Genomic DNA, 11,897 nt, shown 5'->3' with positions numbered 1-11,897 from the left:
TAACTATACCTCAACTAAAAGAACGTTCGTGTTATTTTCTGGCGGGGCGGGATGTGCCAGAATACGCGCCTCACACTCCTGTCACACCCCGCACATGGAAAAACTGCTCGCACAACTGATCCGGCTCTACCTCATGCCCGGCCAAGCAACCGGCCAGCATCCAGCCGCCACGCCGCTGGTCTCGGACGACGGCCTGACGCGCGCCATCGTCATCGACTTCCCGCGTGCGGCCGGGGACGAAAGCGGCCACTGGGCCCAACTGTGCGAAGTCGCCAATACCCTGCAGGAGAAGCTGGGCTTCCCGGCCCCGGCGGTGAGCGTCACCGGCGCCGACGCCTTCCGCCTGTGGCTGTCGCTGCGCGAGCCGGTGCCGGTGGCCGACGTGCGCCGCTTCCTCTCCCTGCTGCGTAGTGCCTGGTTCCCGGAACTGCCCCTGCACGCCAGCAGCACGGTCGAACTGCCGCCCTGCCTCCACGGCGCGACCGGCAAATGGGCGGCCTTCATCCATCCCGGCATGGGGGCCTCGTTCGCCGGCGAGGAAGGGCTGGACATCGCGCCGCCCGCTGCGGCCCAGCTGGCTTTCCTGGAAGGACTGGAAAGCATCGCACCGGCGCAGTTCGAAGAAGCGCTGGCCGCCATGCACCGGCCGCGCGAGACCGCGCCCCCACAGGCCCCGCTGGCGGCGCCGCCCGACGGTCTGCTGCTGAAGGACGCGACGCTGGAAGACATCGTGCGCCACCTGCATGCGATGGGGATCGAGCCGAGCTTCCGCCACGTCCTGCCGGGCCGCGCCTAACGGGCAGCTTCATCTTCGGCGCCGGTGTATCCTGTACGCACAGGACACTGGAGCTGTCGCATGAGCGAAGAACAACGCCATATCTGCCTTGGCTTCACGGATGAGCGCTACCCGGAGGGGACCCACATCTGTTACCTCTACAACGACGACGAGGAGCGGCGCCGCATCCTGCCGCTGTTCGCCCGTCATGCGCTGCTCGAGCATGAATGCTTCAATTACCACGCCGACGTGCCCGACGCTGCCGGGCTGCCGGGCGTCATGGCCGAGCTCGACCTGGCGAACGCCGGACGCGGCTTGCCTGGCCGCATCGACTTCGCGACCGCCAGCGAAGTCTATTATCCGGACGGCCGCTTCGATCCGGACGCCATGCTGGCGCGCTTGCGTTCCGTGTACGATCAATGCATCGCCGCAGGCCAGGCCGGCGCCCGCTTCACCGGCGAAATGAGCTGGGCCCTGCGCGGCATTCCAGGTTCCGACCTGATCATCGAGTACGAATCGCGCATCAACGAGCTGGTCAGGGAGACGCCGGTGACGGTGATGTGCCAGTACGACCTGCGCCAGTTCGACGGCGCCACCATGTTCGACGTCATGAGCGTCCATCCGATCCTGATTGTCGCCGGCCACATCCTGCGCAACCCTTTTTACCAGCATCCACCCGCCAGGCATGGACACCACCCCGGGGCATGACAAGGGCGCGCCCAGCGCGGCCGTCCTAGGTCGCCTGCTGGTGATCCAGCAGGCCATCGATGCCCTGCCCGACGACGAGCGCCTGGACGGCTTCGTGCGGCGCGCACTCTCGGGCGTCCCGGGCATCGCCGATGCCCACGTCCACCTCGAGGGGCGGACGACGCCGCCGACCGCGGAGATCGCGGCCCTGCTCGGATGCTGCAAGGGCGGCGCCGGCCCGGCTCCCGCCGGCAACCTGCAGCGCAATATCGGCCACGAGGGGCATTGCTTTCCCATCCGCACGCCCGAGCAGCATTTCGGCTGCCTGGTCGTGCAGATTGCGAACGAAGCGGCCCTGCGCCCCTACCGCGACTTTCTCAGCAATATCTCCAGCACGATCAGCCGGGTGCTGGCGTCGCGCCTGTACGAGGCGCAACTGGTCCGGCTCAACGAGGAATTGCGCCAGGCGCGCGACAGCCTCGAACTGCGGGTCGCCGAGCGCACCCGCGAACTCGAATACCGCGCCACCCACGACCTGCTCACCGGGCTCGCCAACCGGCCGCTCCTGCTCGACCGCCTGCACACCGCCATTTCCCACGCGCGCCGCGACGGGCACGTGATCGTGGTGGTCTACCTCGACCTCGACAGTTTCAGCTTCATGAATACCGGCCTGGGTAATGCTTGCGGCGACGCCTTCCTGCGCGAGACCGCCCGGCGGCTGTGCCGGGTGGTGCCCGACTGCGACGCCGTGGCCCGGATCGGTTCGGACGAATTCGTGATCCTGCTGGCCGGACTCGAGCACGTCGAGCGCAGCAGCCACTGGCTGCACGAGATGCTGGCCGCCGTGCGCGAGCCGCTGCGGCTCGACGACAAGGAGCTGGTGGTCACGGGCAGCATCGGCGCCAGCGTCTACCCGTTCGACGGCGAAGACCCGGAGCTGCTGCTGCGCCGCGCGAACTCGGCCATGCACCGGGCCAAGCGCTCCGGCAAGGACGGCATGCAGTTCTACGCCAGCACCCGCGACGCCGCGGTCGCCGAGCGCATGGAACGCGAAGCCGAGCTGCGCGAAGCGATTCCCCACGGGCAACTGGTGCTGCACTACCAGCCCAAGCTCGACCTGCACACCGGCGCCTGGCGCGGGGTCGAAGCCCTGGTGCGCTGGCAGCACCCGAAGCGCGGCCTGCTGCCGCCCGGCGAATTCATTCCGCTGGCCGAAGAGTCGTCCCTGATCGTGGCGCTCGGCGAGCAGGTGCTGGAGCAGGCCTGCCGCCAGGCCGCCGGGTGGCACCGGGCCGGCCTGCCGGGCAAGTCGGTGGCGGTCAACGTCGCCGCCCGGCAGCTGCGCGACCGCCGCATCGTCGAGGTGGTGGACGCCGTGCTGAAGGACACCAAGCTGGATCCCAGCTGCCTGGAGCTGGAGATCACCGAAAGCTCGATCATGCACGACCTCGAGTACGCATCGACGCTGATGCACGAGCTGAAGGCCCTGGGCGTGCGCACCTCGATCGACGATTTCGGCACCGGCTACTCGAGCCTGAGCGCGCTGCGCTACTTCCGTGTCGACAAGCTGAAGATCGACCGTTCCTTTGTGAAGGAAATCGAGGGCGACCAGAGCGCCGCGGCGGTGGCGCTGGCCGTGATCTCCTTCGCCCGCACGCTCGGCATGAAGGTCAACGCCGAGGGCGTGGAAACGCCCGGACAGGCCTGCTTCCTGCGGCAGCACGGTTGCGACGAGATCCAGGGCTATCTGTTGTCGCGCCCCCTGCCGGCCGAGGAACTCGAAGCCCTGTACCGCAAGGGCGATCCGCCGGGCTGGGATACCCGCCAGGCCTGAACCAGGGGAGGAACCATCCGATGAAGACCGCCGTATTCAGCGCGCGCCGCTACGACAAGACCCTGCTGGCACGCGCCAACCAGGATGCCGGCCACGAGCTGCGCTTTTTCGAAGACCGCCTGACCCTGGCGAGCGCCAGCCTGGCCGAAGGCTGCGAGGCGGTCTGCGTGTTCGTCAACGACAGCGTCGACGCCCAGGTGCTGGCCGCGCTCGCCCGGCAAGGCACGCGGCTGGTGGCGACCCGCTCCACCGGCTACAACCAGATCGACGTGGCGGCGGCCACGCAGCTGGGCATCGAGGTGGTGCGCGTCACGGACTATTCGCCCCATTCGGTCGCGGAGTTCGCGGTAGGCCTGCTGCTGGGCGTGAACCGGAAGATCGCGCGCGCCAGCGCCCGCACCCGCGACGGCAATTTCGACCTCGAGGGCCTGATGGGCTTCGACCTGCACGGCAAGACCATCGGCGTCATCGGCACCGGCAAGATCGGCGTGATTTTCGCCCGCATCATGGCCGGTTTCGGCTGCACCATCCTCGGCCACGATCCCACCCCGAGCCGGGGCTTCGAGGAGGCCGGCGGCAGCTACGTCGCGGTCGACGAGCTGCTCGCGCGCAGCGACGCGGTGTCGCTGCACTGCCCGCTGACGGAGGCGACGCGCTACATCATCAATGCGCACAACCTGGCGCGGCTCAAGCGCGGCAGCATCCTGGTCAACACCAGCCGGGGCGGCCTGGTCGACACCGAAGCCGCCATCGCGGCGCTCAAGAGCGGACAGCTCGGCGGCCTGGCGATCGACGTCTACGAGCAGGAAGCGAATTTGTTCTTCCAGGACCTGTCCTCGACCATCATCTGCGACGACGTGATCCAGCGCCTGGTCTCCTTCCCGAACGTGATCGTCACCGGCCACCAGGCCTTTTTCACGGTGGAAGCGATCGGCCAGATCATGCAGACCACAATCGACAGCATCAGCGCCTTCGAGCGCGGCGAAGCCCTGGTCAACCGCGTGCCGCCGGCCTGACGGCGTCAGGCGGTCGGCAGCCGGTGCTCCTGGTAGATGTCGCGCAGCTTGTTCTTCTGGATCTTGCCGGTGCCGCCGACCGGCAGCGCCTCGGTAAAGACCACGTCGTCCGGGATCCACCACTTGGCCACCTTGCCCTCGAAGCAGGCCAGTAACTCCTCGCGCGAAACTGAAGCGCCGGGACGCTTGACCACCACCAGCAAGGGGCGCTCGGCCCACTTCGGGTGCGCGACGCCGATGCAGGCGGCCTGCAGCACCGCCGGGTGCGCCATGGCGATGTTTTCCAGGTCGATCGAGCCGATCCACTCGCCGCCCGACTTGATCACGTCCTTGCTGCGGTCGGTGATCGCCAAGTATCCGTCCGGATCGATGGTGGCCACGTCGCCGGTCGGGAACCAGCCATCCTGCAGGACGTCCCCGCCCTCGCCGCGGAAGTAGCCCGACACCACCCAGGGCCCCTTCACCAGCAGGTGGCCGTAGGTGGCGCCGTCCCAGGGCAGCTCGCTGCCGTCGTCGTCGACGATCTTCATGTCGACGCCGTAGATGGCGTGCCCCTGCTTGCGCAGCACGGCGCGCCGGCTTTCCGCCGGCAGCGCCAGGTGCTTGCCCAGCAGGGTGCAGGCGGTGCCGAGCGGCGACATCTCGGTCATGCCCCAGGCGTGCACCACCTCGACGCCCAGTTTGTCGATGAGCAGGTCCATCATGGCCGGCGGGCAGGCCGAGCCGCCGATCACGGTGCGCCGGAAGGTGGAAAAGCGCAGGTCGTTCTGCAGCACGTGATTGACCAGGCCGAGCCAGACGGTGGGCACGCCGGCCGAGAACGTGACGCCTTCGGCCTCGAACAGCTCGTACAGCGACTTGCCGTCCAGGGCCGGTCCCGGGAACACCATCTTCGCCCCCGACAGCGGCACCGAATACGGCAGGCCCCAGGCGTTCACATGGAACATCGGCACCACCGGCAGCACGGTATCGCGGGCGGACACGTTGAGCGCGTTGGGCATGGCGGACGCATACGCGTGCAGCACGGTCGAGCGATGCGAGTACAGCGCGCCCTTCGGATTGCCGGTCGTGCCCGAGGTGTAGCACAGGCTGGCGGCCGAACGCTCGTCGAACTGCGGCCAGGCATACTCGCCGGAGGCGGAGTCGACCAGGTCCTCGTAGCACAGCAGCATCGGGATGTCGGTCTCCTGCGGCATGTGCTCGCGCCCGCACATGGCCACATAGCCCTTGATGGTCTTGCAGTGGCGCGCCATCGCCTCGATCGCCGGCAGGAAAGTCAGGTCGAAGAACAGGTACTGGCCCTCGGCATGGTTGATGATGTAGGCGATCTGCTCCGGATGCAGGCGCGGGTTGATCGTATGCAGGACCGCGCCCGAACCCGACACCGCGTAGTACAGCTCCATGTGGCGGTAGCCGTTCCAGGCCAGCGTGGCGACCCGGTCGCCCATGCCCACGCCGAGCCGCAGCAAGGCCTGGGCCATGCGGCGCGCCCGCGCCTCCAGCTCGCGGTAGGTGGTCCGGTGGATGTCGCCCTCGACCCGGCGCGAGACGACCTCGCTGGCGCCGTAGTGGCGGGCGGCGAACTCGATAATGTTCGAGACCAGCAGCGGCTGGTCCATCATCTGCCCCATCAGGGGACTGGCCGGGTAAGCGTTCACAGCAGCGTTCATCAGGTCTCCATGTACTTAGTACAACAAATTCCGAGTTTCAACTCCCAGTTGTGCTGTCGTCAACGCAATTCGATTGCGCGCCGCAGCATGGCCGGATGCAGCCGTGCGCCGATGGAATCGGCCCGGTACGGTAGAATCCTGCCAATACCACACGCATAAGCGTGCCGACCGCCTACCGAAGGAGCTGCCATCACTGCTGACGAACTCCCCTTCAACAACTCGTTTGCCGAGTTGCCGCCGGCCTTCCATACCCGGCTGATGCCGACGCCCTTGCCGGCGCCCTATTTCATCGCTGCCAGTGCACCCGCGGCGGCGCAGGTAGGGCTCGACCCGCAGGCGCTTGCCGGGGACGATTTCGTCGACGTTTTTACCGGCAACAAGGTGGCGGTGCGTTCCCAGCCACTGTCAGCGGTCTATTCGGGCCACCAGTTCGGCGTCTGGGCCGGCCAGCTCGGCGACGGACGCGCGATCACGCTGGGCGACCTGCCGGGCCCGAACGGCACTATGGAAGTGCAGCTCAAGGGCGCCGGCATGACGCCCTATTCGCGCATGGGCGACGGCCGCGCGGTGCTGCGCTCCTCGATCCGCGAATTCCTGTGCTCGGAAGCCATGGCGGCGCTGGGCATTCCGACCACCCGCGCCCTGATGCTGACCGGTTCGCACCAGCGCGTCATGCGCGAAACCGTCGAGACCGCCGCTGTGGTGACGCGGATGGCGCCGACCTTCGTGCGTTTCGGTTCCTTCGAGCACTGGCATTACCGCGGCAAGCAGGATGAACTCAGGATCCTGGCCGACTACGTCATCAAAAACTGGTATCCGGAATTCCTTGGCGCCGTCAATCCCTACAAGGAACTGCTGGCCGAAGTCACGCGCCGCACGGCCCACATGATCGCCGGCTGGCAGGCGGTCGGCTTCATGCATGGCGTGATGAACACCGACAATATGTCGATCCTGGGCCTGACGCTCGACTACGGGCCCTTCGGCTTCATGGAAGCGTTTGACGCCAACCACATCTGCAACCATACCGACCAGGGCGGTCGCTATTCCTATGCCAACCAGGTGCCGGTGGGGCACTGGAACTGCTACGCGCTCGGCAATGCCCTGCTGCCGCTGATCGGCACCCCGGAGGACACCGAGGAAGCGCTGGACGTCTACCGCCCCGCCTTCGGCGCCAGGCTGGACGAACTGCTGCATGCCAAGCTCGGCCTGTTCGACGCGCGCGACGAAGACAGCGCCCTGTTCGACGACATGTTCAAGCTGCTGCAGGCGAATCACGCCGACTTCACGCTGTTCTTCCGCCGCCTGGGCGACTTGCAACGCGAGGGTGGCGTGGAACAGGATGCGCCGGTGCGCGACCTGTTCCTCGACCGCGAAGCCTTCGACGCCTGGGCCGGCCGGTACCGCGCGCGCCTGCGGCTCGAAGACAGCAGCGACGAACTGCGGCGCGCCGCGATGCACCGCAGTAACCCGAAGTACGTGCTGCGCAACTACCTGGCCCAGACCGCGATCGAACAGGCCCAGAACGGCGATTTCAGCGGCGTGCACAAGCTGCTCGCCGTCCTGGAGCGCCCCTTCGACGAGCAGCCGGAGAACGAATCGTATGCGGCCCTGCCGCCCGATTGGGCAGCCCACCTCGAGGTGAGCTGCTCGTCCTGAACCACCAGAAACAAGAGACTCAAGAAGGAACCGTCATGAACGACAAAGTGACCAAGAGCGACGCCGAGTGGCGCGCCCAGCTGGACCCGATGGAATACCAGGTGACCCGCCACGCCGCCACCGAGCGCGCCTTCACCGGCAAGTACTGGGACCACCACGAGCACGGCATCTACCACTGCGTCTGCTGCGATACCCCGCTGTTCGAATCCGACGCCAAGTTCGACTCCGGCTGCGGCTGGCCGAGCTATTTCAAGGCGCTCGACCCGGATAATGTCATCGAGAAGGTCGACCGCAGCCACGGCATGCTGCGTACCGAGATCATCTGCGCCATCTGCGACGCCCACCTCGGGCACGTGTTCCCGGACGGTCCGCCGCCCACCGGCCTGCGCTACTGCATCAACTCGGCGGCCATGCGCTTCGAGCCCCTCTGAGGAAGGCGGAGAACTCAATGATCAAGTTCCTGTTCGACATGCTGCCGGTGATCCTGTTCTTCGGCATCTACAAATATGGGGAAAACAACCAGGAATGGGCCCACGGGCTTGTCACCGATCACCTTGGTTTCCTGATCTCGGGCGGCGCGGTGCCGGCCGCGCAGTCGCCGATCCTGCTGGCGACGGCGGTCACGATCGTCGCCACGGTGCTGCAGATCGTCTACCTGCTGGCGCGCCGCCGCAAGGTCGACGGCATGCTGTGGCTGTCGCTGGGCGTGGTGGTGGTGGCCGGCGGCGCCACCATCTACTTCCACGACGACACCTTCATCAAGTGGAAGCCGACCATCCTGTACTGGGCCTTCGGCGTCGCCCTGCTGCTGGCGCAACTGATCTACCGTAAGAACCTGATGCGCTCGGCGCTCGGGGGCGCGATGAACCTGCCGGACGCGGTCTGGACCCGCGTCCTGTATGCCTGGATCGCCTTCTTTATCGGGCTGGGCCTGCTGAACCTCCTGATGGCGTTCGTGGTCTTCCGTAGCGATACCGGCGCCTGGGTCAGTTTCAAGCTGTTCGGCATCAGCGGCATCCTGTTCGCCTTTATCATCATCCAATCGCTGTTCCTCTCCAAACATATCCAGGAGGATGCTCAAAATGGAAGCTAACCGTACCGAACGCCTGCGCGAGCGCCTGCAGGCCGAACTCAGCCCGACCGTGCTGGACATCACCGACGACTCGCACCTGCATGCCGGCCACGCCGGCGCCGCCTCGGGCGGCAGCCATTACAGTGTGAAAATCGTATCGGAGAAGTTCCAGGGCCTCACGCTAGTCATGCGCCATCGTCTTGTGTATGATGCCGTTCACGAAATGATCAACAAGGCGGAAATCCATGCGCTGGCCATCACGGCCCTCGCACCGTCGGAATCGCCTTGAACTCATCTTCAGTCTACTTTAAGAATAGTGGCCGACAATCTGTAACGCTAAGTACCAGAACTTGAAGTACAAGAACTAATCAAATCTCGTCCAAGCACCCCTCCCACAGGAATTCCAGAAATGACTTTTAAGCCAGCACGCCTGCTGTTAGCGCTGATCGCCGTGTCCGCAGCACCCGCCTTTGCGCAGAACCTCGCCGTCGTCAACGGCAAAGCCATCCCGACCTCGCGCGTCGAGGAAGCGGTCAAGCAGCTGGTCGCCGCCGGCCAGGCCCAGGACAATCCGCAAACGCGCCTGGCCATCAAGGAAGAGATGATCGCCCGCGAAGTGCTGATGCAGGAAGCCATCAAGCAGGGCTACGACAAGAAGCCGGAAGTGCGCGCCGCCCTCGACAACGCGCGCCAGGCCATCGTCGTGAACCAGCTGGCCCGCGACTACATCCAGAAGAACCCGGTGACCGACGCCGAGATCAAGGCCGAGTACGACCGCTTCAAGGCCCAGACCGGCGACAAGGAATACCACGTGCGCCACATCCTGCTCGATACCGAAGCCGATGCCAATGCCGTGATCGCCAAGATCAAGGCCGGCAGCAAGTTCGAAGAGCTGGCCAAGCAGTCGAAGGACACCGGCACCGCCAACAACGGCGGCGACCTGGACTGGGCCACCCCGTCCTCGTTCCCGCCTGAATTCGCTGCCGGCTTCACCGGCCTGCAAAAAGGCGGCGTCACCGACAAGCCGGTGAAGACCGCCAACGGTTTCCACGTCATCAAGCTGGACGACACCCGTGCGGCCAAGCTGCCGTCGCTGGAAGAAGTCAAGCCGCAGATCCAGGACGCCCTGGCTCAGAAAAAGCTGGCTGACTACCGTGACCAAATGGTCAAAAAGGCAAAGGTGCAGTAAGATGTACTACCGCCGGTGCCTGATGGCACCGGTTCTTGCCGCCTGCGGCGAACTTTTTCGTGTTTAGATAGGACCTTAACAATGATTTTGAAGCCAGCCCGCCTGACTTTGGCAATCAGCTTGGCCACGGCCGCGATGATCGCCGCGCCTGCTATTGCGCAGAACGTCGCCACCGTCAATGGCAAGCCCATCCCGGCGGCAAAGGTTGACCAGCTGGTCAAGCAAGTGGTCGCGCAAGGCCGCGCCACCGATTCGCAACAGCTGCGCGACGCCATCAAGAAAGACCTGATCGGCCGCGAAGTCCTGATCCAGGAAGCCGACAAGCAAGGCATCGGCGGCCGCGCCGACGTCAAGGCAGCGATCGACAATGCCCGCCAGAGCATCATCATCAACGCCATGCTGGCCGACTACGTCAAGAAGAACCCGATCAAGGATGCCGACATCAAGGCCGAGTACGACAAGTACAAGGCACAGGTGGGCGACAAGGAATACCACGCACGCCACATCCTGGTCCCGACCGAAGACGAAGCGAAGTCCATCATCACCAAGCTCAAGAGCGGCTCCAAGTTCGAAGACCTGGCCAAGCAGCATTCGAAGGACGGCTCGGCTGCCAACGGCGGCGACCTAGACTGGGCAAGCCCGGCCAACTACGTGCCTGAGTTCTCGAAGGCCATGGTTGCCCTGCAAAAAGGCGCCATCACCGACACTCCGGTCAAGAGCCAGTACGGCTTCCACGTGATCAAGCTGGAAGACGTGCGCCAGGCCAAGATCCCGGCCCTGGACGAAGTCAAGCAGCAGGTCGCGGAATCGCTGCAGCAGCGCCAGCTGGCGCAGTACCGCGAAAGCCTGGTCAAGAAGGCCAAGATCCAGTAAGCACGGTCTCACCGAACGAAAAAGCGCTCCCGCGGGAGCGCTTTTTTATTGCCCGATGCCCTGCTCAGTGTTCGTCATAGAGCAGCCTCCATATTTTCCTTATGGAATGCGCAAGCGCGCGCTTCGGAACCCTCCTACGGGAGCACGGAGCGTGCGCCTATTCAGGCTCCGGCACGGTTGGCTAAGATCATCAACATGGACAACCGAACAGGAGACCAGCATGAGCAACGAACAACACACCCAGCATGGACCAGCACTCGACGGTGGCCGTGAAGGCCCGGGCGACACCAGCGGCTTGCCAGGCGGCGCCGGCGCCGACCAGTCCACCGAGGCGGTATGGCGTTACCAGGTGCCACCGCCGGGCAGCGGTACGGGCGCCGACCAATCGAATGCAGGTCACTACACGCCGAATGCGGCTGGCCACGGTGGCGGGATCGTCGAGGCGCCGGCCGAGAGCAACGTCAACGCACCGGGGCGGCCGCTCAGCGGCGCCGGCAGCGCCACCGATCCCGCGCCAGGCACCATCGGCGGCATCGAGGCCAGCAGGGAAGCCCAGGCCACGGGCGGCGCGGCTGGCGGCCCTCCTGACGACGCCAGCAATGCGGATGGCAACATGAGCGGCTCCGCCGGCACCGACCGTAGCTGACTCCGCCATTTGCTTCGGGCGCTTCCTCCATAGCGCCTGTTTTTTCTCTTGACGGCTACTATCGGGCCGTTTGATCCACAGGAGGACGACATGGACAAGGAACAAGCGAAAGCAGCACCCGCCAGCCAGGACGGCAAGAACGCCTCCCAGGGCGGACTGTGGCAGTACGAGGTGCCGCCCCAGGATCCGGGCGCAGGCAGCGTGCAGTCGAACGCGGGCCATTACACGGGCGGCGCCCATGGCGGCGACAGCCAGCAGGGCGACTTCCTCGCATCACCACCGGAAGCGAATGCGATGCCCCCAGGAGCGCCGCAGACCAGCCGCGGCAGCGCCAGGCAAGGCGGCGCGGATCCGCAGACCCAGCCGATGCCGGGCGCCGGCGGCGGTAGCGGCGGCGCCGGGCTGGTCCCCGAACCCGGGGGTGCCGGACAGCTGCGGGACGGCGACGCCGAAGCTGGCCACGAGCGGTGCGAGCGGGA

Annotated in this window: 12 protein-coding genes and 1 pseudogene; 12 read left to right on the top strand and 1 reads right to left on the bottom strand. The window is 65.8% G+C overall.

The window, feature by feature from the left end; genetic code table 11:
* Nucleotides 1-94 precede the first annotated feature (94 nt).
* The 4 genes from B2R83_RS16235 to B2R83_RS16220 are packed head-to-tail and all read left to right on the top strand — an operon-like array spanning nt 95 to nt 4,312.
* Nucleotides 95-796 (top strand): hypothetical protein, encoded by a 702-nt coding sequence (locus tag B2R83_RS16235; protein WP_292043420.1) that lies wholly within the window; start codon nt 95-97, stop codon nt 794-796.
* Between the two features lie 60 nt (nt 797-856).
* The gene (locus tag B2R83_RS16230; protein WP_292043419.1) at nt 857-1,483 is read left to right on the top strand and encodes an MEDS domain-containing protein; all 627 of its coding nucleotides are present in this window, start codon (nt 857-859) and stop codon (nt 1,481-1,483) included.
* The gene (locus B2R83_RS16225) at nt 1,461-3,296 is read left to right on the top strand and encodes a putative bifunctional diguanylate cyclase/phosphodiesterase (RefSeq protein WP_292043418.1); all 1,836 of its coding nucleotides are present in this window, start codon (nt 1,461-1,463) and stop codon (nt 3,294-3,296) included. Before B2R83_RS16230 ends, B2R83_RS16225 begins: the two co-directional genes overlap by 23 nt.
* Before the next feature lie 20 nt (nt 3,297-3,316).
* Complete coding sequence (locus B2R83_RS16220) at nt 3,317-4,312, top strand: 2-hydroxyacid dehydrogenase (RefSeq protein ID WP_292043417.1); 996 nt, start codon at nt 3,317-3,319, stop codon at nt 4,310-4,312.
* Nucleotides 4,313-4,317: 5 nt separating this feature from the next.
* Here the strand turns inward: B2R83_RS16220 and B2R83_RS16215 are convergent, their stop codons facing one another.
* The gene (locus B2R83_RS16215; protein ID WP_292043413.1) at nt 4,318-5,982 is read right to left on the bottom strand and encodes a 3-(methylthio)propionyl-CoA ligase; all 1,665 of its coding nucleotides are present in this window, start codon (nt 5,980-5,982) and stop codon (nt 4,318-4,320) included.
* Between the two features lie 189 nt (nt 5,983-6,171).
* On the opposite strand from B2R83_RS16215, the gene B2R83_RS16210 reads away from it, so the two are divergent.
* The 8 genes and pseudogenes from B2R83_RS16210 to B2R83_RS16175 all read left to right on the top strand — a co-directional run.
* A complete protein-coding gene (locus B2R83_RS16210; protein ID WP_292043491.1) occupies nt 6,172-7,638 on the top strand; it encodes a protein adenylyltransferase SelO in 1,467 nt (488 codons plus the stop codon).
* A gap of 35 nt (nt 7,639-7,673) precedes the next feature.
* On the top strand, nt 7,674-8,069 hold the full coding sequence (gene msrB / locus B2R83_RS16205) for a peptide-methionine (R)-S-oxide reductase MsrB (protein ID WP_292043406.1): 396 nt from the start codon (nt 7,674-7,676) through the stop codon (nt 8,067-8,069).
* A 20-nt stretch (nt 8,070-8,089) separates the two neighbouring features.
* Nucleotides 8,090-8,731, top strand: a complete 642-nt coding sequence (locus B2R83_RS16200) for a septation protein A (RefSeq protein WP_285379918.1) — start codon at nt 8,090-8,092, stop codon at nt 8,729-8,731.
* Complete coding sequence (locus B2R83_RS16195; protein ID WP_292043404.1) at nt 8,721-8,999, top strand: BolA family protein; 279 nt, start codon at nt 8,721-8,723, stop codon at nt 8,997-8,999. The genes B2R83_RS16200 and B2R83_RS16195 overlap by 11 nt, the downstream gene beginning before the upstream one ends.
* A gap of 120 nt (nt 9,000-9,119) precedes the next feature.
* A complete protein-coding gene (locus B2R83_RS16190) occupies nt 9,120-9,899 on the top strand; it encodes a peptidylprolyl isomerase (protein ID WP_036206173.1) in 780 nt (259 codons plus the stop codon).
* An 81-nt stretch (nt 9,900-9,980) separates the two neighbouring features.
* On the top strand, nt 9,981-10,772 hold the full coding sequence (locus B2R83_RS16185; RefSeq protein WP_292043401.1) for a peptidylprolyl isomerase: 792 nt from the start codon (nt 9,981-9,983) through the stop codon (nt 10,770-10,772).
* 220 nt (nt 10,773-10,992) lie between these two features.
* Nucleotides 10,993-11,418, top strand: a complete 426-nt coding sequence (locus B2R83_RS16180) for a hypothetical protein (protein WP_292043399.1) — start codon at nt 10,993-10,995, stop codon at nt 11,416-11,418.
* A 90-nt stretch (nt 11,419-11,508) separates the two neighbouring features.
* Nucleotides 11,509-11,897: pseudogene (locus B2R83_RS16175) on the top strand (hypothetical protein); the annotation flags it as partial.

Origin of the sequence: Massilia sp. UBA6681, from assembly GCF_002454935.1 — a bacterium.
Lineage (GTDB): Bacteria > Pseudomonadota > Gammaproteobacteria > Burkholderiales > Burkholderiaceae_D > Telluria > Telluria varians.
The sequence above is the reverse complement of the archived record's forward strand: the minus strand, read 5'-3'. Positions and strand labels throughout refer to the sequence as shown.